This is a genomic window from Lactobacillus sp. 23-2 (assembly GCF_044902225.1).
In the GTDB taxonomy this organism is placed as follows: Bacteria; Bacillota; Bacilli; order Lactobacillales; family Lactobacillaceae; genus Lactobacillus; species Lactobacillus absianus.
Map to the genome: position 1 here is coordinate 1 of NZ_JAOQBX010000002.1, position 25009 is coordinate 25009.

General features: G+C 51.5%; 20 protein-coding genes and 1 tRNA gene. 4 read left to right on the top strand and 17 right to left on the bottom strand.

The genetic code is table 11. The features are described 5' to 3' along the window. Positions 1-254 precede the first annotated feature (254 nt). From OCH80_RS00970 to OCH80_RS01025, 12 genes are all read right to left on the bottom strand, one after another. Positions 255-1883, bottom strand: coding sequence for a peptide ABC transporter substrate-binding protein (locus OCH80_RS00970; RefSeq protein WP_404537179.1), 1629 nt, complete (start codon positions 1881-1883; stop codon positions 255-257). A 310-nt stretch (positions 1884-2193) separates the two neighbouring features. After that, on the bottom strand, positions 2194-3819 hold the full coding sequence (locus OCH80_RS00975) for a peptide ABC transporter substrate-binding protein (RefSeq protein WP_404537181.1): 1626 nt from the start codon (positions 3817-3819) through the stop codon (positions 2194-2196). Between the two features lie 216 nt (positions 3820-4035). Further along, positions 4036-5661, bottom strand: a complete 1626-nt coding sequence (locus OCH80_RS00980) for a peptide ABC transporter substrate-binding protein (RefSeq protein WP_404537183.1) — start codon at positions 5659-5661, stop codon at positions 4036-4038. A gap of 139 nt (positions 5662-5800) precedes the next feature. Then, positions 5801-6451, bottom strand: coding sequence for an HD domain-containing protein (locus OCH80_RS00985; RefSeq protein ID WP_404537185.1), 651 nt, complete (start codon positions 6449-6451; stop codon positions 5801-5803). A gap of 122 nt (positions 6452-6573) precedes the next feature. Then, positions 6574-6858: a hypothetical protein gene (locus tag OCH80_RS00990; protein ID WP_404537187.1), complete on the bottom strand. Its 285-nt coding sequence runs from the start codon at positions 6856-6858 to the stop codon at positions 6574-6576. A 210-nt stretch (positions 6859-7068) separates the two neighbouring features. After that, positions 7069-7141: transfer RNA gene (locus tag OCH80_RS00995), tRNA-Thr, on the bottom strand. Between the two features lie 93 nt (positions 7142-7234). Beyond that, positions 7235-8497: a tyrosine--tRNA ligase gene (gene tyrS / locus OCH80_RS01000; protein ID WP_404537189.1), complete on the bottom strand. Its 1263-nt coding sequence runs from the start codon at positions 8495-8497 to the stop codon at positions 7235-7237. A gap of 259 nt (positions 8498-8756) precedes the next feature. Continuing rightward, the gene (locus OCH80_RS01005; RefSeq protein WP_404537191.1) at positions 8757-9818 is read right to left on the bottom strand and encodes an acyltransferase; all 1062 of its coding nucleotides are present in this window, start codon (positions 9816-9818) and stop codon (positions 8757-8759) included. Positions 9819-9898: 80 nt separating this feature from the next. Beyond that, positions 9899-12895 carry an LTA synthase family protein gene (locus OCH80_RS01010; RefSeq protein ID WP_404537193.1) on the bottom strand — a complete coding sequence of 999 codons (2997 nt, stop codon included), beginning with the start codon at positions 12893-12895 and terminating at the stop codon, positions 9899-9901. An 85-nt stretch (positions 12896-12980) separates the two neighbouring features. Continuing rightward, positions 12981-13598 carry a glycerol-3-phosphate acyltransferase gene (locus OCH80_RS01015; RefSeq protein ID WP_404537195.1) on the bottom strand — a complete coding sequence of 206 codons (618 nt, stop codon included), beginning with the start codon at positions 13596-13598 and terminating at the stop codon, positions 12981-12983. A 2-nt stretch (positions 13599-13600) separates the two neighbouring features. Continuing rightward, entirely contained in the window at positions 13601-14884 is a 1284-nt protein-coding gene (locus OCH80_RS01020) for an LCP family protein (RefSeq protein ID WP_404537197.1), read from the bottom strand. 311 nt (positions 14885-15195) lie between these two features. Next, complete coding sequence (locus tag OCH80_RS01025; protein ID WP_154549021.1) at positions 15196-15885, bottom strand: 2,3-diphosphoglycerate-dependent phosphoglycerate mutase; 690 nt, start codon at positions 15883-15885, stop codon at positions 15196-15198. A gap of 162 nt (positions 15886-16047) precedes the next feature. Here OCH80_RS01025 and OCH80_RS01030 point away from each other — a divergent pair, with 162 nt between their 5' ends. Then, a complete protein-coding gene (locus OCH80_RS01030; RefSeq protein WP_404537199.1) occupies positions 16048-16806 on the top strand; it encodes a DUF6612 family protein in 759 nt (252 codons plus the stop codon). Between the two features lie 31 nt (positions 16807-16837). Then, positions 16838-17809: a Gfo/Idh/MocA family protein gene (locus OCH80_RS01035; protein ID WP_404537201.1), complete on the top strand. Its 972-nt coding sequence runs from the start codon at positions 16838-16840 to the stop codon at positions 17807-17809. Positions 17810-17866: 57 nt separating this feature from the next. Here OCH80_RS01035 and OCH80_RS01040 read toward each other — a convergent pair whose 3' ends face one another. The 5 genes from OCH80_RS01040 to OCH80_RS01060 all read right to left on the bottom strand — a co-directional run bounded on the left by OCH80_RS01040 (position 17867) and on the right by OCH80_RS01060 (position 23272). Then, a complete protein-coding gene (locus tag OCH80_RS01040; RefSeq protein WP_404537203.1) occupies positions 17867-19705 on the bottom strand; it encodes a monovalent cation:proton antiporter family protein in 1839 nt (612 codons plus the stop codon). A gap of 112 nt (positions 19706-19817) precedes the next feature. Continuing rightward, complete coding sequence (locus OCH80_RS01045) at positions 19818-21146, bottom strand: SLAP domain-containing protein (protein WP_404537205.1); 1329 nt, start codon at positions 21144-21146, stop codon at positions 19818-19820. Positions 21147-21190: 44 nt separating this feature from the next. Continuing rightward, entirely contained in the window at positions 21191-22414 is a 1224-nt protein-coding gene (locus OCH80_RS01050) for a glucosaminidase domain-containing protein (RefSeq protein WP_404537207.1), read from the bottom strand. A 358-nt stretch (positions 22415-22772) separates the two neighbouring features. Beyond that, a complete protein-coding gene (locus OCH80_RS01055; RefSeq protein ID WP_154549027.1) occupies positions 22773-23009 on the bottom strand; it encodes a DUF2922 domain-containing protein in 237 nt (78 codons plus the stop codon). Positions 23010-23053: 44 nt separating this feature from the next. Beyond that, positions 23054-23272, bottom strand: a complete 219-nt coding sequence (locus OCH80_RS01060; protein WP_154549028.1) for a DUF1659 domain-containing protein — start codon at positions 23270-23272, stop codon at positions 23054-23056. Between the two features lie 232 nt (positions 23273-23504). On the opposite strand from OCH80_RS01060, the gene OCH80_RS01065 reads away from it, so the two are divergent. Continuing rightward, entirely contained in the window at positions 23505-24458 is a 954-nt protein-coding gene (locus OCH80_RS01065; RefSeq protein ID WP_404537209.1) for a hypothetical protein, read from the top strand. A gap of 164 nt (positions 24459-24622) precedes the next feature. Further along, a complete protein-coding gene (locus OCH80_RS01070; RefSeq protein ID WP_154549032.1) occupies positions 24623-25000 on the top strand; it encodes a hypothetical protein in 378 nt (125 codons plus the stop codon). The last annotated feature ends 9 nt before the right edge of the window (positions 25001-25009 follow it).

Here is a 25009-nt window from a genome sequence, read left to right on the forward strand (position 1 = left end):
GTTTGGACCACGCTAGTTAGTCGCAAACCTCCGACCTCGGTCGGGGGTAGTTGATACTTTGCGATATTTGATATTTTCATCAGCCTTACTGAAAGTCGACCTAAATAAAGCAAGAAAATCCGGCAAAATGCTTAACAATCATTCGGCAAAAGTCAGGCAAAAGAGTCTCAAGCAGAGCATAAAAAAGAGGACCCGCGGGTCCTCTTTTCATGATTAGTTTTTTATTTACAATGTTTTCAATTCTCAGCTTCCGGCTACTTGATGTAGGCTTCCTTGAAGTTGTAAGGAGAGCCGGCACCGTTGAAGACGACGCCCTTAACTGAAGTCTTAACCAGGGTAGCCTCGTTGCTGTAGTACAGCGGCGTTACGCCTTGGTCTTCAACAAGGGCCTGGTCAGCGGCAACAAGGGCCTTCCAGCGGTCAGCAGTTGAACTGGTCGTCTTTGAAGTCGTCAGGTTCTTGTTGTAGCTGCTGCTTTGCCACTTCCCGTAGTTGTAGGCGTTGCCCTTGGCAAGCAGGTCCAGGAAGGAGATTGGGTCTGAGAAGTCAGCAGTCCAGCCAGTTGCGACCACGTCAAAGTTCAGCGCGGAAACGCGGGACAGCCGGGTCTTGAATGGCACGTTGGAAACTTCAACCTTCATCCCCAGGTTGGTTTCCAGGGCTGATTGGATGAATTCGGTAACCTTCTTGGCATCATCAGTGTCATCCCCCAAAAGCTGGATGGTGATTGACTTCTTGCCAAGTTCCTTCAAAGCCTTCTTGTAGTATTCCTTGGCCTTGGCCTTGTCGTAGCCTTGAACGGCCTTGGTTGCGGCAGTTTCAACTTCGCTTGAGAAGTCCTTGCCAGTCGCGCCGTCGGTGATGCCAGCTGCCGTGAATGAAACGGCTGGGGCGTTGGCGGCACCAACAGTAGTTGCCAATTGGGACTTGTTGATTGAAAGTGAGATCGCCTTGCGCAGGTTGGCATTAGCCAGGTTCTTGTCCTTGGCGATGTTGTATTGCAGGTATCTAGTCGAAGCAAACTTCCGGATGGTCCAGCCCTTGGTGCCCTTCAGCTGCTTGCTTTGCTGAGCGTTCAGGTTGGTTTCGTCCAGCTTGCCGCTTTGGTAGAGGTTGTAGCTGGTCGTTTGGGTCTTTTGAACGCTCATGCTTACTTCATCAAGCTTGACGTTCTTCTTGTCCCAGTAAGTGTTGCTCTTCTTCAGCTTCCAGCTCAAGTTGGTGCCAGTCCAGCCGGTCATCTTGAACGGGCCGTTGGACAGAACGTACTTGGCCGCGGTGCCGTACTTGGAGCCGCACTTTTCCACGAACTTCTGGTTTTGCGGGAAGAAGATGTAGAAGCCCATCAGCAGCTTGAAGTATGGGATTCTCCGATCCAGGGTAACGACCAGCTTGTACTTGCCATCAGCCTTGACGCCCAAAGCAGTGGCCTTCTTCTTGCCGGCTACGATGGCATCAGCGTTCTTGATGCCTGAGAACAGGTAAGCATATTCTGAAGCCGTCTTCGGGTCAACCGTTCTCCTCCAAGAGTAGACGAAGTCGTTGGCCGTAACTTCATCGCCGTTGGACCACTCAGCCCCCTTGCGCAAGTTGAAGGTCCAGGTCTTGCCGTCCGCGCTTTCCTTCCAGGACTTGGCCATCCCTGGGGTAGCCTTGGCCTTGTTGCTCAAGCGGATCAAGCCTTCCATGACGTTGTTGAACTGGTCGGCATCATAACGGTCAGTGGCCTTTGACGGGTCCATCGTGGTCAATTCGGCCGCTTCAGTCCAGGCAAGCTTTTGGGGCTTGCTGGACGAAGAGGATGACTTGCTTCCGCAAGCTGCCAAAAGCGCCGCGGAGGCCAAAAGGACTGAGCTGGCTGCAAATAATCTGCTCTTTCTCATTTTAAATACCTCACTCATTGCACACACGAAACTGGAAACATCGTTCCAGCTGTCTTTCTTCAAGTTTTACATTAACCAAAAATTAAATTACTTAAGTTGTGTTTAATTATAGCAAAAATTTGCCTTTTGAGAAGACTTTTTTGGCAAAAAAATGAGGAAAAGTACAATTCTCACCAGTGTTTTCTCATTTTTTCAACAAAACTAAAAAAGGGCCTTTTTTTGGCAACTATCAATCGCCATAAAAAAGAAGAGAAGCAAGCTTGCTTCTCTTCTTCATTTAAATCTAGCTTTTAATTAGGCTGCAGTCAGACTACTTGATGTAGGCATCCTTGAAGTTCCAAGTCCCACGGTTTTGGTAAACGTCCTTGACGTTGGTGCGTACCAGAACTGATGAGCTTTGGTAGTAAAGTGGGGAGATGCCGGAGTCCTTAAGCAGGATTTCTTCGGCCTTGGTCAGATCGTCCCAACGCTTGGATGATGATGAAGTGGTCTTTGAGTCAGCAACCAGCTTGTCGTATTCGCTGTTCTTCCACTTCCCGTTGTTTTCTGGGTTCTTTGAAGTGAACAGGTCCAGGAAGGAGATTGGGTCAGCGAAGTCGGCGCTCCAGCCGGAAACGACAATGTCAAAGTTGCCGGCAGTTGACCGTGACAGACGGGTCTTGAATGGCAGGTTTTGAACTGAAACGCTGACTCTCTTGCCGAAGGTTGATTCAAAGTTTGATTGCAGGGCTTCAGTCGTCTTGTTGCCGGCGTCAGTGTCGTCAGACAGGATCTTGAAGCTGAAGCTCTTGACGCCAAGTTCCTTGAGACCCTTGTCCATGTACTTGACGGCTTCACTCTTCTTGGTGCTGGTTGGGTAGTTGGCTTCAGCTGATGAAGCAATGCCCTTGGTGTAGTCTTCGCCGTTGACGTTGGTCAATTGCGGTGGAGTCAAAGTGTTGGCAGGGGTGCTTGAGCCACCGAGAGTTGAGCACAGGCCCTTCCGGTTGACGGCCAGTGACAAAGCCTTGCGGACGTTAGCGTTAGCCAGGTACTTGTTCTTGGCAATGTTGAATTGCAGGTAGAAGGTTGCACCTTGGTTCAAGCTACGGTAAGCTGGGTCGTTCTTTAATTGCTTGGTTTGTGAAGCATCCAGGCTAGTGTAGTCAAGCTTCTTTGATTGGTACAGGTTGTACGCGGTTGATGGTGACTTTTGTACGCTGTACTTGATGGCGTCAAGCTTAACGTCCTTGGCATCCCAGTAGTTCTTGTTCTTAACCAGCTTCCAGGTCAGGTTTGAACCAGTCCAGCCAGTCTGCTTGTAAGGACCGTTGTAGGCCATGTACTTGGAAGCAGTACCGTACTTGGAGCCATACTTCTTAACAGCCTTTTCTTGTTGCGGGAAGAAGACCGCGAAGCCCATCAGCTTGTCGAAGTAAGCGATCCGGCGGTCAAGCGTTACGACCAGCTTGTACTTGCCTTCGGCCTTGACGCCCAAGGAGCTGACTGGCTTCTTGCCGGCAACGATGTCATCAGCGTTCTTGATGCCTGAGAACAGGTATGAGTATTGGGAAGCAGTCTTAGGGTTGACCGTTCTTTGCCATGAGTAGACGAAGTCCTTGGCAGTTACAGGAGTACCATCGTCCCACTTTGACTTTCTCAAGGTATAGGTATAAGTCTTGCCGTCCTTTGAAACCTTTTCACTGGTTGCCAAGCCCTTTTCCAGCTTGGAGTTAGGGCCCAAACGGTAAAGACCTTCCAAGGTGTTGGTCAATTGGTTGAACGAGGTAACGTCAGTTGCCTTTGACAAGTCCATCGTTGGGATTTCAGCCGCGTCCATCCACTTCAAGGTCTTGCTTGATGATGACGACGAGGAATTATTATTGCCACAGGCAGCCAACAAGGCAGCTGATGCCAAGACGGTTGCGCTTAAACTTAAAGTCTTGCTAAGCTTCATTGTACTTTTCTCCTTTATCTTCTTAGACACACGAGTATTAAGTGAGATTAAGAAAGTTGGCCAACTAATTAATCTTTAATGTTAAATTCATATTACTCCTCTTTTTAGAATTGCACAAGCCCGTATTAATTGTTTTTTCATTTTTATTGAATTCTGGCAAAAAGAAAAAGAGAAGCAGAAATTGCTTCTCTTTTTCAGCTTTAAAGCTGCTTGCCTTTACTTAACGTAAGCGTCCTTGAAGTTCCAAGTACCACGGTTTTGGATAACGCCCTTAACGCTTGGCCGGATCATCCAGACATTGGTGTTGTAGTACAGAGGTGCCACGCCAGTGTTTTCAAGCAGGATGTTTTCGGCCTTGGTCAAGTCGTCCCAACGCTTGGAAGTTGAGGCAGTAACCTTGGAGTCGGCGATCAGCTTGTCGTATTCCTTGTTTGACCACTTACCGTTGTTTTCAGCATTGCCAGTCGTGAACAGGTCCAGGAAGGAAATTGGGTCGGCAAAGTCGGCGCTCCAGCCTGAGATGACCACGTCAAAGTTGCCGGCAGTTGACCGTGACAGACGGGTCTTGAACGGCAGGTTTTGAACTGAAACTGAAACCTTGCCGCCGAAGGTTGATTCGATGTTTGATTGCAGCAGTTCAGTCGTCTTCTTGCCCGCGTCAGTGTCGTCTGACAGGATCTTGAAGCTGAACTTGCTTACGCCAAGTTCCTTAAGCCCCTTGTTCAGGTACTTAACGGCTTCGCTCTTCTTGGTAGTCGTTGGGTAGTAGACTTCAGCTGACTTAGCGATCCGGGTCGTGTAGTCCTTGCCGTTGACGCTGGTCAATTGCGTTGGCGTCAAAGTGTTGGCAGGAACGCTGTTGCCGCCCAGTGATGAAGTCAGGCCCTTCCGGTTGACAGCCAGGGAGATGGCCTTGCGGATGTTGGCGTTAGCCAGGTACTTGTTCTTGGCAACGTTGAATTGCATGTAGAAGGTTGCACCTTGGTTAAGTGAAGTGTAGCCCTTTTGGTTCTTCAATTGCTTGGTTTGTGATGAGTCCAGAGCAGTAGCGTCCAGCTTGTTTGATTGGTACAGGTTATAGCCGGTTGATGGCGTCTTTTGCACTGACCAGTTGATGGCGTCAAGCTTGACGTCCTTCTTGTCCCAGTAGTTTTGGTTCTTGACCATCTTCCAAGACAGGTTTGAGCCAGTCCAGCCGGTTTGCTTGAATGGACCGTTGTACAGCATGTACTTGGAAGCAGTCCCGTACTTGGAGCCGTACTTCTTAACAGTCTTTTCTGATTGTGGGAAGAAGACTGCAAAGCCCATCAGCTTGTCAAAGTAGGCGATCCGGCGGTCAAGCGTGATAACCAGCTTGTACTTGCCTACGGCCTTGATGCCCAAGGAGCTGACTGGCTTCTTGCCGGCAACGATAGCGTCGGCGTTCTTGATGCCTGAGAACAGGTATGAGTATTGGGAAGCAGTCTTAGGGTTAACGGTTCTTTGCCATGAGTAGACAAAATCCTTGGCAGTTACTTCGCTGCCATCGCTCCACTTTGACTTTCTCAAAGTATAAGTATAAGTCTTACCATCCTTTGAAACCTTTTCGCTGGTTGCCAAAGCCTTTTCCAACTTAGAGTTTGGCCCCAAACGGTACAAGCCTTCCATAGTGTTGGAAATTTGGTTGAATGAAGTCGCGTCCGTTGCCTTGGAAAGGTCCATGGTTGGGATTTCTGAAGCAACCATCCAGTTGATGGACTTCTTGGATGATGAGCTTGATGATGAGTTGCCGCCACATGCTGCCAGCATTGCTGCTGATGCAAGGGCAGTGACACCCACGCCTAACGCTTTGCTAAATTTCATGATCTTTTCTCCTTAGCTTTACTATGAGATTTTCTGCACACACGAATTAAAACCTCACGATGTCTAACAGAAATTTTATCTTATTTTCTTAATCTTGGCAATCCTTTTCTCATCTTTGACTAAGAAAAATATTTTTAAGTTAGTCCAAATTCCACTCGTGCAGGAACTCGGCCACGAAAGCGCGCATATACTCGCTTCGGCGGTGGGCTTCAGCTTTGGCGGCTTGGGTGTTCATCAAGCCTTCCAGCTTAAAGAGCTTCTCATAAAAGTGATTGATGGTCGTTTCCGTATGGCTTCGATACTGGTCATGGCTGACCAATTCAGCCGGCTTGATCGCTGGATCGTAGATCTTGTTGTCATGCTTGCCGCCATAGACAAAGGCCCGGGCAATCCCAATCGCGCCCAAGGACTCGATCCGGTCGGCATCTTGGACGTACTCCCCTTCCAGAGACAGCTGGTAGCGGTGCTCGATATTCTTGGAAAAAGACATGTGCTGGATGGTAAAAAAGACATTCTCCTTGGCTTCCCGGCTCATGCCTGCCTGGTCAAGCAGCATGGCCAATTCCCCCAGAACCCGGCTTGGGTCAGCGCAGACCTTTTCATCGATCGCGTCATGGACAAAACCCGCCGCAAAAGCGATGTCACGGCTTTCCTGCCCGCTCTCCGGGTGATCGGCCACCAGCATGCGCTCGGCCAGTCTAGCGACCCGCTGGCCGTGATAGAAGTCATGCCCAGTCATTTCATCGCCTAATTGCTTCTCTATGTAATCTGCCACTAATTGTCTGTCCAATCTTGTTCCTCGTTTCTTGTGATTTTCGTTTTTTGAGACTGTCTTTTTTCAGACCTAAGATATTTCACCAATATATAACAAAGACCCCAGCCAATCAATAGCCGGAGTCTGCTTTACTAATTCTAATCTTTTGATGCAGCTGCTTGATCTAGCAGCAAATCAGTCGCCACGTCAAGAATCGTGACGTAGAAGACCAGGCCGTCGCGCGGGTCCCGAACCAGCCGTCCCTTGGCCAGAACCTTCAAGGGACAGCCATCCTTGGTCAAAAGACGAAAGGTCATGATTTCCGGGCGCTGGCTCTTGCGGTTGACATTAGCCACTGCCTGAGCCACGATCATGTTAACCTTTGGGCGGTCGGTCGGGTAGATGACGTGGTCCATCTTCCGGTCCGTGTTCTTTAATGCCACTGCTTTTAATTATAGCCGATTTCATATCGCATCTTGTGTTCTTTTAGTTAAAAAAACTTGAAGAAACCGTAGATATTGTATAAAAAAGTGACCTAACTTCAGCGGGGATTGCTCTTCAGCAATTAGCTAACGTACGTTTTTTATTTATATTTTAACATCTTTTAGTTTTTTTATGCTGTTATAAGAAAAGTAGGCCGAGTAGCCTGCTTAAGCCGCTTGTCAGATTTGAACTGACGACCTCCTCCTTACCACGGCGGTGCTCTACCTGCTGAGCTAAAGCGGCGTATCTATTGTAGCAGATTTGCCCGCTTTTTCATAACGAGAAAAACGCGTCCCCCCTAAAGGAGACGCGTCTTGCATGCTAAAAGATTATTGCTTATTTTACGTGAACCAGGGTGTACTTCTTCTTCCCCTTGCGGACGATCACGAACTTGCCGTCAAAGGCAGCCGCCGGGTCAACGACGAAGTCCACGTCCTGCACCCGGTCGCCGTTGATGTAAATGGCGCCGTTCTTGATGTCTTCACGGGCCTGGCGCTTGGATGATTCGATCTTGGCGTCAACCAGGAAGTCAACCAGGTTCTTCGGCTCACTCGTGCTGTCGGCGCTTGGCGCCTTAGCCAGGGCGTTTTCAACCTGCTTGGTGGTCAAGCTCTTCACGTTGCCGGAGAACAGGGCCTTGGTGATGGTCTTGGCTTCATCCAGGCCGGCTTCGCCGTGCACGAACTTGGTTACTTCTTCAGCCAGCCGCTTTTGGGCTTCCCGCTTCCAAGGCTCAGTCTTGACCTTTTCTGCCAGCTCATCGATTTCCTCGTGGCTGAGGAAGGTGAAGTATTTCAGGTACTTCACGACGTCACGGTCGTCTTGGTTGATCCAGAACTGGTAGAACTCGTAAGGGCTGGTCTTTTCCGGATCCAGCCAAACGGCACCGCCGGCTGACTTGCCGAACTTGGTCCCGTCGGCTTTCAGCATCAACGGAATGGTCAGGCCAAAGGCTGGGCGCTCTTGCCCTTCCAGGCGGTGGATCAGGTCAATTCCGGCCGTGATGTTGCCCCATTGGTCAGCCCCGCCGATCTGCATCTGCACCCCATGGTCCCGGTTCAGAATGTAGAAGTCGATGGCTTGCAGGATCTGGTAGGAGAATTCGGTAAAGGAAATCCCGTTTTCCAGGCGGCTGGCGACGACTTCCTTGTTCAGCATGTTGTTGATCTGGAAGAGCTTGCCGTAGTCGCGCAGGAAGGCGAGCAGGCTCATCTTGCCCAGCCATTCGCGGTTGTTGACGATCTTGAAGTTCTCAGTGCCAAACAGCTTGACCATTTGGGCAGTCAGCTTTTCCTCGTTTTCGTGAATGGTTGCTTCTGACTGCAGCACCCGTTCAGTTGAACGGCCGGATGGGTCGCCGATTGAGCCCGTGCCCCCGCCGATGATAATGACTGGCTTGTAGCCGGCCAGCTGGAATCTCTTCAAAATCATGAACGGGATCAAGTGGCCGATGTGCAGGGAATCGCCGGTTGGGTCGGTCCCGCAGTAAAGAGCAAAGTCATCATGCTCCTCCAGGTACTTGCGCAAGCCTTCAGGGTCAGTTTCCTGGTTGATGGCCCCGCGCCACTTCAAATCTTCCAAAATGTCAAAATTAGCCATTTCTGCCTCCAATAAAAAAGTCCCTGGATCCAATGATCCAGGGACGACTAAATTCATTCTTAGCCGTGGTACCACCCACGTTCGCACTCTTGTGCCTTTAACTGGAAGTTGTTAACGAGGACTTCCGCCCCGCGCTGTATTTCGCTGCCCTTGACCTGTCTAGCTCACACCACCCGCTAGTTCTCTGACCGCTGAATCAAGGCGCTACTTCGCTGTCGCGTTTTTATAAAAATAACATGATTTTGCTCCAGGGTCAAGCCTATAAAAGCCAGCGGGCCAAAAAACGGCTTCTTCGCAAAAGCCAGACGATGACCAAGCTGCTGGCGAAAACCAAGGCAACCAGGACCGGCAGCCAAGCCGCGTTCCCTGCCGCCAGCTGCCAGACCGGGCTTTTCCCCCAGTAGTAGATCAAGAGGGGGTGGATCAGGTAGATGCCCATGACTGACGCAGCCAGCTCCCCTAATTTTTCTCTAGACCAGGCCTGCGGCTTCAGGGTCTGCAGGCTGAGAAAAATCGCGCTGCTCTCCAGCAGGACAAAAAAGGAATTGTAGCTGTATAAAGCCAGCCGCAAATGGCCGCTCCTCGCCGTCACCCAGCCAGTCAAACCAATCGTTGCCCCTGCCCCGGCCAAGCCCAGAACTTGGACAAGGGGCAATTTCCGCTTATCCAGATGCGCCTGGCTGAGGTAATAGCCAGCCATGTAGTAGCCCCCGTAGCCCATCACGATTTTAACGTTCAGCTTGCCCAGCAGGCGGCTCAGCGCGGCTGTCGCCAATGTCAGGTGCTTGGGCGCGTTGGGCCAGAGCCGGGCCAAAGCCAGGCAGGTCGGCAAAATCCAGGCCAAAAGCAAGGCCAGCAGCAGGTAGTATTCCAAGAGCTGCCTTCTTCTGGCGATCGGCCGCAATAGCGGCGTCACCAGATAAAGACCGGCAATCATCGGCAAATACCAGAGATGGTCGTAGCTTCCCAGCAAAAGCCTGGCCACGGTCACCAGATCGCTGCCTTTGGCGAAATAGTACCAGCCGCAGTAGATCAGCTGCCAAATTACATAGGCAGTCACGATTCTGCGCAAGTACTTGTTAAACAGCTTGTCTCTGTTGAGCTCAAAATTAGGATTGAGAAAAAGTGCCCCTGAAATCATGATAAAGACCGGCACGCAAAAGCGGCTCAGTCCGTCCCAGAAGTTGAGAATCTGCCAGTTCAGCCCCGCGTAATCCTGATGGTAGAAATTAAGCGACGTGGCCACGTGCACGGTAATTACCCCGAAGATCGCCACCAAGCGGAGATAATCGAGATAGTCGATGCGCTGCTTCTGTTTCATCGTCGTCCCCTGTCTTTGGATTAATAAAGCAAAAACAGGGACCAAACCTCCTTGGTCCCTGTTCATTAATTACAATTGAATTACTTCTTCATGGTGTAGAAGCCCTTGATGTTCAAGGCATATGCTTCACCGGCAGTCATGTCGTATTGAACCATCTCGTAGTCCTTCAAGAGGGCTTGCTGTGAGCTGGTCAAAGTCTTTGGATCGACTTCCTTGCCCTTCTGGTCAACCAGAGTGAAGCCAGCGTCATCAGTGTAGCTGATAGTCAAGGCTGGCAGCTTCTTGTGCACCTCAGTCAGCAATGCCTGGTAGGCCGTAACCTTCGAATTGGTCTGTTCCAGCATCATCGCGATGAAGTCACTGGTGTTGACGTAGTTGGTCTTGGAAGCCAGCTTAGCCTTAGCCCCGTGCTGACGCGCGTACTTGTTGGAGTAGATGAAGTAGCGGGTTGAGTGCATCTGAATCGGGTACTTGGAAGTGTATGACTGGGGAACGACTGATGGGTAGTGGTCCCCGTAGAAGACCAAAGTGATTGGCTTCTTGATCTTGTCAATCTGCTTCAGAAACTTCTTGACTGCTTCGTCAGTGTAGTGGGTCCCCATGATGTAGGTCGCCGCTTGCGTTCTGACGTCACCATCGCTGAACAGGTCACCGGAGATCTTGCCAGCATAAGGGTTGTGTGGATACCAGTTGTTGTATGGCATGTGGTTCTGAATGGAAATCAGATTGATGAACTGGCCGTCCTTGCGGGAGTTGATCTGCCGCAAGCCGTTAGCGTAAGTCGTGAAGTCGGAGTTGTATGAGTTAGTCCCCAGCTTCTTTTGGTCAACGATCTTGTACTTAGAGCCGAGGTAGACAAACTTGTTGAACTTGAAGCGCTTGTAGTCTTCAATTCTTGAGTAGTAGGTCCCGATGAACGGGTGAACGGCTGATGAGTAGCTGAAGTTGGCCCCAATGGTTGGGTAGTACTTGTATTGCGGCACGACTTGCACGTAAGGCGTCAAAGAAGTACTGAAGGCCCCCATGTTGAAGCCGGTCAGGGATTCCCATTCCATGTTGGCCGTACCGCCGCCGTAGCCAGCGCTGAGCATGGTCCCGTAAGTCGTTGTCTTCTTCAAGGAGTGGATGTAAGGGATTGGGTCCTTGGCCCCCTTGGCGAACTTGATCGTTGGGAAAGTGGTTGGATCCATGAAGGATTCACTCAGGTTGAAGACGATCGTCTGCTTGGACAGGTCGTTGGTCCGAGTCTTGTTGATCGTTTGGGCAAGCTTCGCATACTTTTGGTAGATCTTGTTGATCTGGCTCTTAGAGTAATTCTCCGGCTTATCCATGATCTGCAGGTCAATATAGTTGAGGAAGTTCAAAATTGGCCCGTTGACCTGGATGTCTCTTTCCGGATTTCTGAAGGACTGCTTATCGTCAAAAGCCCGGTTGAGGCGGTAGATGATTGAGCCTTGGTGATTGAACCATAAAGGCGTGATGAACAAGCCCAGGGAGGCCAAGGCCCACAAGCCCCGGCGCTTCCAGTTGCCCCGCTTCTTGACCTTGAACTTGATTTCCAAAAAGACGATCAAGGCAATCACCAGGGCCAGGGCAACCAAGATCAAAATCAAGGTCTTGGTCCCGCCGATCATGTCCAGCAGACTGCCGGCGTTGGCCGCTTCAGACAATTCGCTTGGATAGATTGGTTCCCCGCGCAGATTCAGCTTGATCTTGTTGGCAATTGCCCAGCCAAGCACGAAGACCGTCGTGGTAACCATTGAAAGCCAGTAACGGGTCGTCACGAAGTAAAGAATCGTGAACAATGCATCGATAAAAATCGTCGTCAGGATCAAAGTCCCAAACTTAGTTCCCAGAATCCAGACGATCGCGTTGACGTCAGCCGCTGTAGAGATCTGAATCCGCAGCTTGTCGGATTCAATCAGGAATGACGCGAAGGAAACCACGAAGAAGAAAGCCCAAGTGGACAGGTTGGTCCGGTGGTACTTGATCCAGCTCCTCAAGTGGTCAAATAAGCCTTCAGCAACTTCCCCGAAGCTCTTGGTCCGGTACAAGAAGGCGTTGCAGCGCTTGATTGGCTTCCATCTGAACAGGTAGCGCTCGTAGAACCAGTGCCACAGAGTAGCAATCCCAAGCATGATCAGCATCGTAATCAGGCGGTTGGCCTGCCGGCTGCCCGTGCCGTACTTAAATGAAGCCACGAACTGGGAGGTAATTGGCGCCTGCATGAAGACGATCAGCGGAATCAGGAAGTCAAGGTCTTTTTCCTCCAAAACGGCGATCGCCTTGCGCGTTACCGCAAAGCCAGCCAGGGCAATCACAAAGATGAGCGGCGAGGTCACGTTGATCAGGAACTGGTAGTTCCAAGAAGTAGTTATGGCGTGGCCGGCCAAAATCTGTGACCAATAGACGGCATTAAAGCCCGGCACCCCGACCAGGACAAAGGCAAAAGTGAACAGGCCGGCCAAGACCGACCACACCGTCATTTTTGTCGTAAAGTGGATCTTGCCCAGGAACATCCCCCACGCGAATGGCAGAATCAGGTACAAGCCATACAGGGAGTAATTGATCTGGTAGGTCCCGGCCGTCAGGGTAAAGCCCAGGAAAGTCAAGGCTGACAGAATGATCAAGCTTTGCTTGTAGCTGAACTTCTCCTGCCAGTCAAAAATGACCGGCTGCACCAACAGGGCAAAGATGATCCCCGTCATCATGACGACCGTTGACGTCAGGACCGGGAACAGCATCCCCCAGAAGCGCCACGCGTTCAAGTGCCATGGCTCCATCGCGAAGAAGGCGATGTAGTACAGAAGCAGGGTCGCTTCCATAATGCACCATGCGCGGAAGCCCTCATTGAAGCGCAGCTTGCGCTTGCTGTAGACCGCCCCAAAGACCATTGGCACGAACCAGTAGGTTACGCTTTCCGCCGTAACTGGCAGATAGCGCAGGTAGGTCACCGGACTTTTCAGCATAGAGTGCTTAAAATTGAACATCTGCAGCAGAATGACCAAGCCCAATAGGACCAGGAATCCAATTTTAAGCAGATTATGAGCTCTAGTTGCTTTTTTATTTTCACTCATAGCTATAAAACTGTCCTCTTTCTCTAATTTCGTTAGCTCTCAACTGTCTATTATAGTAGTCTCTTCTAAAAAATAGCTTAAGAATTTATTTTATAATTCCTAATTTCTTTTTGATGGAGTATAGGATATCCACCCGCTTGCCATGGCCCGTAAAAAAGTCATAAATGTCTTTGCGGAACTTAAAGGCCATGATAGCAACAATCACAAAGAAGACGATCCCGGCTTCCTGTGACTTGGTCAGCTCATAGCCGCTGAACAAGATCATAAAGACCAAAGGCGGAATCGTCAGGTTCTGCATGACGGCAGTCAAAAACAGAGCCACCAGCAGGGTGAGCAGGCCGGCCCGCCAGTCGTAGGCGACTGACAAAAGCGCCGCGACCGCGACCGCCTTCCCGCCCCTGAAATGGTTCATGACCGGGAAGCAGTGGCCCAAGACCACGCCCAAGCCCGTGTAGGCAATGAGCAAGCGGCTGTGGTAGATGGCATAGACGACCACAATCGCCAGCAAAGTCTTCAGCAAGTCGCCAACGCAGGTCATGATGCCGGCTTTCTTGCCAAAAACCGCCCCAACATTAGCCGTCCCGGGGTTGTGGGACCCGTATTGGGTCGGGTCCTTATGCAGATAGTACTTCCCCACGAACATGGCACTGATAAAATTGCCAAAGAAATATCCAATTACGAGCGCAACACATTTCCCAGTCACGGCTAATAACCTCCTGAAGAGAACGGATTCGTATCATAGCTGCTGATTGAGTAAGCAGAATTGTTGGAATTAGAGTATGAATACGTCCCTGCATTCGTGCCGGTCCCAGACTGGGCAGCAGCTGAAGAACTGGCTGCCGTCTTCTTGCTGCTTGACTTGCTTTCCTTCTTCTCTTTGACTTCATTGACCGTCGTTGAGCTGGAGTAGATCTTGTAGGTCTGGGTCTGGCCGCTGGTAAAGTCAAAGCCATTGGCCTCGTTGAGCTTGTTCAACTCCGTTTCCCGGTTGGAAACCGTAGCCGTCTTCAAGCCCAATTCCTTGCGGATCTTGTTTGACAGGCGCTGCAGCTCGCTGGTTGGCGCGATCTGATAGGCAGCGTCATCGATGTAGGCACTGTAGCCTTGCAAGTAGTCGCTTGAAGCGTTGGAAGTACAGTTGGAGTAGTTGGCCAGGATCGACTTTAAAACTTGGAAGCTCAAGTTGGTCTTCACGTTGGAAGACAGATTGTCCGCGATCTTGGTAAAGTTCTTCAAGGAAGCGGTGGTGGCCAGCTTGGATATCAATTTGGTAATCACTTCCCGCTGCCGCAATTGCCGGCCGTAGTCGCCCTTAGGGTCGTCATAGCGCATCCGGCTGTAAGCCAGGGCCGCTTGCCCATTCAAGTGCTGCTTGACTCCCTTTTTGAAAGGAAAGCCGCTGTAAGTAAAGGTTAAAGGCGGCGTAACATAGATCCCGCCCACGTAGTTGACCAGTTTCATCAAGCCGCCCATGTTGACCAAGGCATAGTACTTGACTGGCACGTTAAGCAAGTCGGAAACGGTCTGCATGGTCATCTTGGCTCCGCCTCTGGCATAAGCCGAGTTGATCTTGGCCACGTCGCCAGAGTTGTCGCCGACCATGTCGGCCATGGTGTCGCGGGGAATGGAGTACATCGTGTACCCCTTCTTCTTCGGGTTGACCACCACGATGATGAGCGTGTCGGTGTTCCCCATCTTGTCGGTTCGGTCCAAGGCCCCCGTGTCCGTCCCTAAAAGCAGAACCGCAAACGGCTTCTTGCCGTTGAATTCACCGTATGTGGTCTTTACGGCGTTTTCTTGGTCATAGGCCTTGTTGGCCGCTTGTTCAGCCGTGCTGTACAGGTGGCGGGCATATAAGCCAACGCCCACCGCGACCATGCAAATGACGCCCAGGATGCCGATGATCCAGTTGCGGATCACTTTATTGCGCTGGCGATGCTGAGCACCCACGCGGGTGCTTCGGATTTTGTTTCTGTCTTCATTGTTCATAATTCGACACCTTAACTAAACTTGCACATTAGTGAGTATTATAGCAAAAAAACATGCCAAATTTCGTTCGGCGTTCTTTCTTATATAAATTGTAAAAAAGCAAACGCTTCATTTATCAGCCAATCATGATTGCTTGTTATTGACTGATTAACAGGTCTGTCTATTAAAAGCTACCATCTTCTGGCCGTCCATGTCAATCTTCAACGGCATTTTAGCGAACGACTGTTATTTTATTTTTGCAGTTTTTACAGCACAAAAAAAGCGCGGGATCGAAATCCTGCGCTTTCTTGCAGCTGAGAAGCAGACTTAAATTAGTCCAGCTTTTCCTTGCTTACAACGTTCAACTTGTCATCGAAGGTGTAAACAACTGGTTCACCGGTCTTCATTTCGACGTTCATGATGTCTTCGTCAGAAATGTTTTCGATGTACTTAGTCAAAGCACGGAGTGAGTTGCCGTGAGCTGCGATGATAACGTTCTTGCCAGCCAAAAGGTCTGGAGCAATCCGGTCTTCCCAGAATGGCATAACTCTGTCCAAAGTTACCTTAAGGTTTTCGGCCTTAGGAACGATGTGTGGGTCAAGGTTTGCGTAACGACGGTCATGTGCTTGGCTGAATTCTGAGTCGTCTGACAGAACAGGTGGCAAAACGTCGTATGAACGACGCCAAATGTGAACTTGTTCGTCACCGTACTTTTCAGCAGTGGCCTTCTTGTTCAAGCCTTGCAAAGCACCGTAGTGGCGTTCGTTAAGTCTCCAGGTCTTAACTTCTGGAACCCAAAGTTGGCCGCTTTCTTCCAAGGCAAAGTGCAAAGTCTTGATGGCACGGGTCAATACTGAAGTATAAGCTTGGTCGAATTCCAAACCAGCTTCCTTGATCAGCTTACCAGCCTTCTTGGCTTCCTCAACACCCTTGTCTGAAAGGTTAACGTCAACCCAACCAGTAAATTGGTTTGAAAGGTTCCATTGGCTTTGGCCGTGACGGATTAAAACTAATTTAGACATTAATAAATCTCCTTTAGCAAATTAAACGTTTCACTAAATATTATACGGCCTCTTGCCCACTTTTCAAAGACCCCGAACAAAAAAAGCTGGCTTTTCAAAGTTCAGTTCCAAGCAAATCACCGAACTTTTGCTAAAATGAAGAAAGATAGGATGTGATTGACCATGAAGTGCCGCCAAAATTTGCATTATTTACTGGCTGGCTTCCTCCTGCTGGCCTGCTTGACCCTGGCAGCCTGCAGCACGCCGGACAGCAGCACGATCCTGCGCAAGGCCGAAAAAACCAAGATCAGCAATTTCCAGCTGCAAGTCGACGACCACTACTATGACAAAAAGGGCCGGCCGGTTGCGTTCTACGGCACGATCCGCTGCCAGAAGCAGCCTTTCGTGCTATGGACCGACCTCACGCAGACCGGCGACCAACACGTCAAGATGTGGGTCGCCAGCCGCTATGCCTACGTAAGCCTTTATAAGGACCAACACCAAGCCTGGTACAAGGCCAAAGCCAGCCAGTATACCAGCGCCAGCCAGTTCCAGAAGATCGTCAACGATTTGGATCTCCTGACCCTCTCCGCCAAGTCGCGCGGGCTTTTTCAAGTCGCCAGACATGGCAAGACCGGCTATGTCCTCACCTACTCAGGCAAAAGCAAGTCCCTTTGGCGCGACATCAATAAAAGCGGCGGGCTGGCCACCGTCTCCGGCGATGAAAACGTGAATGGCTCTAAGCTGACCAAGATCAACATGCAAATCTACGTTAATCGGCAATACCAGCTGACCGGCTTCAAGATCGTGGCTAAGTACAAGACAGCTGGCAAAGGCGGTCAGGCCAAGGTGACCATGAGCGACGTCAACAGTTCAAAGAAGCTGGCCATTCCCAAAGCGGTCCTGGAAAACTCCGTCGACGTCACCCAAGCCAACAAATAGCAATCAAGCAATACAGATAGGAAGAAGCAAAATGAAGCTAGGAATCATCGGCAGCGGGAAGATCGTCAAGGACTTCCTCACCTGCGCCAATGCCATCACCGGCCTGGAACTGGCCGCGATCGCCACGACCAAGCGGTCAGCCCAAGTTGGCCGGGAACTGGCCGCCAAATACGGGATCAAGGCCGCCTTCAGCGACTACCGGCAAATGTTAATGGAGGCAAACGTGGACACGGTCTACGTGGCGACCCCCTCCTCCATGCACTACCAGATGAGCAAGGATGCCCTGGCAGCCGGCAAGAACGTGATTTGCGAGAAGCCTTTCGTCCTCACCGCGGCTGAGGCCAGCGAGCTGAAGCAGATCGCTGATGCGCGCGGCGTCATGATCGTTGAAGCCATCACCAACATCTACCTGCCAAACTTCAAGGCCCTTAAAGCAGACGTCCAAAAGCTGGGTCCCGTCCACAACGCCATCTTCAACTATACCCAATACTCCTCCCGCTACGATGCCTTCCTGCGCGGGGAGATCGCGCCGGCCTTTGACCCCAAGCTGGGCGGCGGGGCCTTGCTGGACCTGAACGTTTACAACGTCCACTTGGCCGTGGCCTTGTTCGGCGAGCCGGAATCCCTGGTCTACTACCCTAACCTGCAAAAGGGCGTCGACACTTCCGGCTCCCTGCACCTGACCTACCCAGACAAGCAGGCGGACCTGATCGCGGCGAAGGATGCCGACGCGGGCTTTCGCAACCAGTCCATCATTTCCGGGGAAAAGGGGGCCGTTGCCTTCACCGGCAGCAGCGGCGAATTGGCTGGCTACCAGTTCATCCCGCGGGGGCAGACGCCCGTAGCCAAGAACCTGAACCTGGCTCCCCACCGGATGATTCCGGAATTTACGGAATTCGTCCGCATGGAAGCTGAACGCGACTTCAAGGCCAGCGACCAGGCCTTCGCGCACAGCCTGGCCGTCTTGCGGATCCTGGAGACCGCCCGGAAATTCTGCCTTTAAGCAATACAAAAAGGCTGATGCCATTCGGCATCAGCCTTTTTTGCTGTTTGCTTGTCATTAATTCCGGCTCAGGATCTCATGGATCTTGTCCGCTTCCCGCCAAGGGCCACTGTAGATCAGCTCATCCCCCGGTTCCACGACCGTTGAGCCGTGCGGGGAGATCCACTTGTTGCCGCGCTTGATCCGCGAAACGGTGATCTGGTCGATAAAGTCCCAGTCCATCAGCTGGCGGCCAGTATAGGCCGAGTTCTTGACCACCACGTCATACAGGGCGTTGTTGACGTCGGTGATGATGTGGTAGACGGCTGGCGATTCGATCAAGGCCGCCAGCAAGGCCCCGCGCAGGTTGTTGACCGAGAAGCTCTCAATCCCCGCTTCATCCAGCCGCGCCATGACTTCGGCATTTGGCTGCCGCTGGCGGACGATGACCCGCTTGACCCCAGCCTTTTTGGCGGCCAGGCCCAGCTCGAAGTTGAGCTGGTCGTCATGGTGGCCGGCGACAAAGATATCAGCGTCAAAAGCACCAGCTGCCTCCAAGACGGCTGGCTCTACTTTGTCCAACAGCTTCAGCCCCGGCACCTTTGACTGGTAGGTGCGGTACTTTTCCGGATCGCAGGTCAGCATCTGGACGGAATACCAAGAGTCATGCAGGTCTTGGAAGACCGTGGAAGTCAACGCGTTCATGCCAAAAATCGTGACCTTGTCCTTCAGCTTGTCAGCTGGCGAGAGCTCGAAGGTGGCGTTGAAGACGATCGGGCAGACGATGCAGACGATGACAGCCGCCAGGATGAAGGCACTGGACTGAGTCGCCGTGATGGCTTTCAAGTCCCGCGCGACCTGCAAGGCCGGCAAGACAATGGTGATCGTCGTCGCGGTCAGGAAGCCGCCGGCAAAGGCGTTGCGCTTGTTGAACAAGCGCATGTAGACCAGGGAGACTGGTACTTTGGCCAGGAAGAAGCAGATCACCAATACCGGCAGGAGCATCAAGGCTTGCGGGTTGGCAAAAAGCAGCTTCAGGTTCAGATTGACCCCGGTCTTAATAAAGAAGAAGGGGATAAAAAAGCCATAGCCGATCGAGGTCAGCTTGTCCTTGGTTGCCTCGGTAGGCTCTAAGAGCTTCATGACCATCCCCGCCAAGAAGGCCCCCAGGATGTTTTCGGCCCCAACGCTTTCCGCCACTGTCACCAAAGCAAAGATCAAGAAGAAGGCCAGCCGGATGTCCAGCTGAGTCGTTGCCTTGGTCACCTTGGCAAACCACAGGTATGGTCGCTTGAAGCGTTTGAGCAGGATGATCGCGGCCACAAAGAGCAGGATGATCAGCCACAGTTTCTTGGCATCCCCGCCATTGACCGTGGAGTAGATCGTCAGCAGCAGCAAGGGGATGACTTCCCCCAGAACCGCCGTCAGCAGGATCGTCTGCCCGATTGGCCGGCCCAGGATCTCTTTTTCCTTCAAAGTAGCGATGACCACGCCCAAGGCTACCGTCATAAAAATGATCGCGGCCAAGGCAACGTCGCCAAACAAGCCGGCCGCCTTCATGGCGTAAGCCAGGGCCAAAGACATGACCGCCACGCCGGAAAAGGCGGCAATAGCGGCGGGCAGCGGCTTGACCTGCTTGCCGCTCTCTGACTTTCTGGCCTTGCTCTGCTTCTTGGGATTCAATAAATCAAAGTTGATTTCCATCCCAGAGAGGAACATCAAGATGATGACCCCCAAGTTGGACAAGAAGGTCAAATGGTCACTGGGGGTGATGACATTGAAGCAGCTCTTCCCCATCACGATCCCCACGATGATTTCCGCGACCGCGGTCGGGACGGTGGTCACCTGCAGGCGGGCCATGACGATGGGAATCACCAGGGCCAGCAGGACCACCAAGAATAGTGAAAATCCTTCCATAATAAAATTTGTCTCCTTATTTTAACTGCATTTACTATAACAAAAAAAGGACGTGAGATGAATTCTCACGTCCCGAAGCAGAGCAAGCATTTTTCCTGCTTCTGCATATTTCTTATTTAAAGTTGACAGCCTTCACGTATTGCGGCGCGTTGCTGCTGGTGTAGCCGATCAGGTAGTAGACCTTGGTCTTCTTGTTGGCCGTGATCTTGACCTGACTGCCGTAAGTGGTCAGCTTGCGGCCCTTCAGCTGCTTAGGCATAGTCTGGTCGCGCGCGCCAGTCCGGGTGTAGACCCAGGCATTGTGCTTCAGCTTGCGGCCATAGCCGGTGATGTTTCCGGCTCTGACGTACTTGTTGTTGCCGTACTTGTAGTACTTCGCTTTCTTGATCGTGACGATCCCGCCGTAGATCTTCAAGTAGCTGGTGGCCTTGATCGTCTTGATCTTGGCATTGCGCTTGCCGGCAGCGGTGTAGGTGTAGGCATTGCGCATCACCTTCATGGTCTTCACGGTCACGGCCTGAGAAGCCGGCTTGCTTGACGCTGATGAACTTGAGCTCTTGGATGAAGCACTCTTTTGGCTTGCGGAAGAGCTGGATGAACTTGATGATGAGCTGGCACTCTTGGACGAAGCCTTAGAAGATGAACTAGAACTTGAAGATGAAGATGAAGATGAACTAGAACTTGAAGATGAAGCTTTGGCAGCCGCGTTGGTTGAGGTCCCCATCTTGTTGTAGTAGTAGACGATCAAGCTGTAAAAGTTGTTCATGGAGTAGCCCCACTTGGCAAAGTAGCCGATTGGGTCCCCGTGGTCGGTCCCGCCGAGGTAGTTGGAGACGTCAGCGTGGGACCAGATCGTTCCCGTCCCATTGCTGCTGGCCCGGGATGGGGTCAGATTGTAAGCATGCAGCAGGGAGGCAATGTAGTAGGCGTCGTTGGCGACGCTTTGCACAAACTGCTTGCGGGTGCTGACTTCGCACAGTTCAATCTGGATAAAGCGCTTGTTGGCGATCGCGCCGGCGCCCCACACCCCGTAGTCTGGAGTCATCAATTGGATGACCTGTTTTTGGTCAACTACCGCGTGCACGTAAGTGTAGGCGCTCGTCCAGTTGTTGTTGAAGTAGCGGCCTTCATCCCAAGCGCTGGCGCCAGGGTCGGCCGTTTCGTGAACGACGATCCCTTCTGGCTTGCCAACGCCGTTGCGGTAGCCAAAACGGCTGCCGTACTTCTTGCCGTTGGCCACGCTGTTGAACTGGTTGTAGACCAGGCCCGCGGCCTTGAGCAGCTGGTCCAGGTACTTGGTGCCGCTGTACTTGGTCTTCTTGGCCTCACTGTTGATTGAAGCGTAGACCTGGCTGGCGCCAATGTTTTGGCTGACTCCGCCAGCAAAGGCCGTCAAAGCCCCGGCAGCGACAATGGTTGACAATAAGCGTTTGATTTTCATTTAATGTCCTTTCGCTTTTCTTATTTATGATTCAAGGCTATGACTTAAAAGTTGCCTTTTCTGACGTATTGGTTCAAGCCAACCACGTAGTAGTACTTGCCCTTGATCTTAACCTGCCAGCCGTAAGTCTGGTGCTTGGTCCCCTTCTTCCACTTCTTGGCTGGGGTGTAGCGCTTGCCAGTGCTGTTGTACAGGTAGGCATTCTTCTTCAAAGTCCGCTTGGTCCCGTCAAAATTAGTGGCGTTGACGAACTGGTTGGCGCTGGCGGAATTGATCCGGTAGTAGGTCGCGCCGTTCAAAGTTACCGTACCGTAGGTCACGACCGTCTTGCCGGCCTTCAGGCGCTTGTCCTTGGTCTTTTGGCCATTGCTGTCGTAGACATAGCTGTCGTGCATCAGGATCTTGGCTTGGCCAGCGGACGTTTGGGCGTCAGCCGCGTTGCCCGCTGGAGCTTGGGAGCTGCCAGTCGTCAAGGCATCCCCGTTAACCCAGCCCAGACCCTTGAGGTACATTCTCTTGGCCCCGTTATAGTAGGTAATGGTCTTGGAAACCGTTACGGACCGGCCGGCATTGACGTAGGACTTCTTTGGTGAAAGCGCGTGGTCAGTTGGGTACAAGTAGGTGGCGCCGGACTTGGCCACTTTGGCCTTGTAGGTCAAAGTCGAGATCATTGGATCGTACTTGGTCAAATTGTAGTTATTGATGTGGCTGATCAGCTTGCTGGCGTAGTTGACATCAGTCGCATAGCCGGCAGCCTTGATCTCCTTGGCCGCGGCTGCTGGGCTTGACGCGTTTTCAATCCAGGTCTTGCGGTAGCGCAGGCCGCCATTGCCAATCGTGTTCCGCATCTTGCGGCCGTAATCATCAAATGAGCCAGTGTAGCTGGAGTACTTTCTAAATGGCGCGTAGATGTAGTAAACCGCGCCATTTTTGGTCTGTTCCGCGGTCCGGACCGTGTAGCTCGCGCCGCTCCAAGTGCTGTCAGCCTTCATGCCAAACAGGTTGTAGGCCTGAGTGGCCAGAGTCGAGCCTCCCCAGGCTGACTCCAAGGCTGCTTGCGCCAGCATCAAAGACGGGTAGACTCCATACTTCTTGCCGGACTTTTCCGCCTGCAAAGCGGTCGCGTTTAAAAAAGCAGTGGTCGTCGTTGAAGCTTGCACTGCTTTGGTTTGCGCGTTATTTGAGAAAGACAGGTTGTTGGCAACTGGAACAGCGATGGAGGCAAGCATCGCAGCGGTAGCAATTCCAGTGAAAAATCTTCTCTTCATTAATTTCCTCCTACACTTTTTTCGATAATATACTTAATTGTATTGGGAATGACTCTTAGATACAATCGAACGCGCATTCTGTAAAAGAAAAGTAATAATAATTGACTGAAATACCTAAATTCCAGCGTTTTCACCCCCTTTCAGGTTTAATAAATTAGCCTCTGTTATAAGAACTGAAAACGGCGCTGGCTGGTCAAGATCATTAAGTTAAGTCAACGTAATAAATTAAGCCAAAAACACTCATCTAAGTTAGATGAGTGTCCTAAGGCGTTGTGTCTTAACTTAATCTGGCGTCCTTTTTGCCTGATCATTTACTGGCGCTTGCTAGTCTCAAATGACCAGGCAGCCCAGGATCTGCTTAACGAGCAGAATCATCAAACACAGTTGCGACGTTGCGTTCAATGTACTTTGCAGCCACTGGCTCATGATAGAGGCTCACTCCTTTTTTGACGAAGACGTCTTCCTTGGCAATGTCAGCCATTGCCCCGCGCACCACGTCTTCGGCAAGATCCTTGACCGCGTTGGGGAAGCTGATGCTCTTAGTCTTGCCTTCGCTGTTCTTGAAAGTCAGCTGCAGTTCAGTCGTCGTTGTCATGATTTTTCTCTCCTTTAAATAAATCGCTTAATCTGGCTTGTTCCTTATTCACCCTTGTCCACGATCAGGTTCTTCTTTTGGATCAAGGTCAGCATGCCCAGGGAATCGTCCTGCAGCTTGCTGATGGCCTGACCCACCTTGACCAGGCTTTCTGGGGTGGCGTCAGTCTTCACGTTGGGCAGGGTCCGGGCGAGCTTGCCGTCCTTGTACTTTTCGGAATTGAAGGTGTATTGGATGCTTTGGTCAGCTAATTCAAAATTCATTTTTTTGCTCCTTTTTCTAGCCTGACTGGCAGTGATATGCTTGGTAAGAGGTCTCGCGCGCTTTGTCTTACACCCTTAATAACGCTGGGCCTGGCCCAAGTGTGCCAGGCTGCCGGGAAAAATTTTCACGCTTTGGCCACTGAAGTTTAAAGATCTGTTACAAGATCGCGGAGTGCCGGCATTAGCTTGGAATCTTTGGTATAATTGACCCAACTATTTCAGGAGGAACACAATGAAACGTAAGACACTTTGGACGATCATTGGGATCGTAGCCGTCGCTGTTTTGGGCGGGGGCTTCTTCTATGCCCAGCACCAATCGTCTCAAAACCATTCCGCGGCTGAAAGCTACCTGACCTACATGAATGAAGGCAAGCAAGCAGCCAAGTCCAAGAAGTACGCCGCGGCCGCCAGCAAGTTTGCCAGCGCCTATAAGGTCAAGGCTACCAGCGAGGCCAAGCATTGCCAAAGCCAGGCTGAGAGCCTGCGCGACAGCGTCCACCTGGCCAAGACCAGCACCAAGTACGCCAGCGCCATCGTTTTGGCCCAAAAGGCCAAGAACGAGACTGCCGGCTATTCAGTCATGACCACCCAGGCCGGCAAACTGGTCAAGACCTTGAAGGGGGTCAAAGACAACTACGACAGCGAAATCAAGCCGCTGATGAAGAAGGCTGACTCATCCATGAGCCGCGGCGCCTACTCCGCGGCCGTCTCCACCTACGCCAGCATTTTGGACCTCCCTTACATCAACGAGGTCTACTACGCGAAAGTCCGCGCTGACGTCAAGGAAGACTTAAAGGAAGCCAAGGAGAAGGCCAAGGGCGAAGACCAAGATGAAGACAGCAGCTCCAGCTCTTCCACAAGCTCCAGCAAAGAATCATCATCTGCCTCATCTTCCAGCAAGGCTGCTTCCTCAAGCAAGAAAAGCAGCAAGTCCAGCAGCTCCAGCTCTTCCAGCCAGGTTGAAGGGGCCGGCCAAAGCGTCAACGACCAAGTCGGCGGCCAAACCGTCACTGCCCGCGACGTGCAGCAGATCCGCAATCAGTTGGCAAATCTGGGCGAAGACAGCTCCGGCTGGAGTCCGCAGGACCTGATCAACCTCTTCCGCTATGCCAACGAGCAAGGGCACACGACGATCGACTCCATCACCAAGGACGACGTCAAGGGCTACTTGTCGCCAAAGAAATAAATAAGCAAGCAAGGCAAGCGCCAAAAACAGCACATCCACAGGCTGTGGCGCTTGCTTTCTTTTGGCAAAGTAGTTAAAATTATCATTGACTTTATAGACTTTAATTGAAAAAAGGAGTTACAACTTTGGCTGAAGAAGAAAAGAAAAACCAAGAAATTGACGACATGTACAAGATTGTCATGCCTGAACCAGAACGGGTAACCATGCCTGCACGCGAAATTCCTGACCAACCTGACTACTTGGTAAACTTTGCCAACTTCTACATCGCTTCTTTCGAACGTGACGACTTGGAAATCATCAGCGAATACGATGGTGACGGCCACAACATGGTCAACATCAACCACTACCTGCTGGCTAACCAGCCATTCTCACGCAAGAACCTGGTTAAGCACGTTTTGATCGACCACGCGCAGAACTTCCAGGCAATCCTTGATGAAATGACCAAGGCCACTGGCGTGGTTCCAGAAGACATGATGACCTACGAAGACTGGGAAAACTGGTACGAAGGCCAACGCGCCAAGATTCAAAGCAGCTTGTCCTAAGCCAGAGGA

Bases quoted from the DNA above. Each gene is read 5' to 3' on its own strand.
- OCH80_RS00970 (WP_404537179.1), bottom strand. From the start codon at position 1,883: ATGAGAAAGAGCAGATTATTTGCAGCCAGCTCAGTCCTTTTGGCCTCC.
- OCH80_RS00975 (WP_404537181.1), bottom strand. From the start codon at position 3,819: ATGAAGCTTAGCAAGACTTTAAGTTTAAGCGCAACCGTCTTGGCATCA.
- OCH80_RS00980 (WP_404537183.1), bottom strand. From the start codon at position 5,661: ATGAAATTTAGCAAAGCGTTAGGCGTGGGTGTCACTGCCCTTGCATCA.
- tyrS (WP_404537189.1), bottom strand. From the start codon at position 8,497: ATGGCTAATTTTGACATTTTGGAAGATTTGAAGTGGCGCGGGGCCATC.
- OCH80_RS01005 (WP_404537191.1), bottom strand. From the start codon at position 9,818: ATGAAACAGAAGCAGCGCATCGACTATCTCGATTATCTCCGCTTGGTG.
- OCH80_RS01010 (WP_404537193.1), bottom strand. From the start codon at position 12,895: ATGAGTGAAAATAAAAAAGCAACTAGAGCTCATAATCTGCTTAAAATT.
- OCH80_RS01020 (WP_404537197.1), bottom strand. From the start codon at position 14,884: ATGAACAATGAAGACAGAAACAAAATCCGAAGCACCCGCGTGGGTGCT.
- OCH80_RS01025 (WP_154549021.1), bottom strand. From the start codon at position 15,885: ATGTCTAAATTAGTTTTAATCCGTCACGGCCAAAGCCAATGGAACCTT.
- OCH80_RS01030 (WP_404537199.1), top strand. From the start codon at position 16,048: ATGAAGTGCCGCCAAAATTTGCATTATTTACTGGCTGGCTTCCTCCTG.
- OCH80_RS01035 (WP_404537201.1), top strand. From the start codon at position 16,838: ATGAAGCTAGGAATCATCGGCAGCGGGAAGATCGTCAAGGACTTCCTC.
- OCH80_RS01040 (WP_404537203.1), bottom strand. From the start codon at position 19,705: ATGGAAGGATTTTCACTATTCTTGGTGGTCCTGCTGGCCCTGGTGATT.
- OCH80_RS01045 (WP_404537205.1), bottom strand. From the start codon at position 21,146: ATGAAAATCAAACGCTTATTGTCAACCATTGTCGCTGCCGGGGCTTTG.
- OCH80_RS01050 (WP_404537207.1), bottom strand. From the start codon at position 22,414: ATGAAGAGAAGATTTTTCACTGGAATTGCTACCGCTGCGATGCTTGCC.
- OCH80_RS01055 (WP_154549027.1), bottom strand. From the start codon at position 23,009: ATGACAACGACGACTGAACTGCAGCTGACTTTCAAGAACAGCGAAGGC.
- OCH80_RS01060 (WP_154549028.1), bottom strand. From the start codon at position 23,272: ATGAATTTTGAATTAGCTGACCAAAGCATCCAATACACCTTCAATTCC.
- OCH80_RS01065 (WP_404537209.1), top strand. From the start codon at position 23,505: ATGAAACGTAAGACACTTTGGACGATCATTGGGATCGTAGCCGTCGCT.
- OCH80_RS01070 (WP_154549032.1), top strand. From the start codon at position 24,623: ATGTACAAGATTGTCATGCCTGAACCAGAACGGGTAACCATGCCTGCA.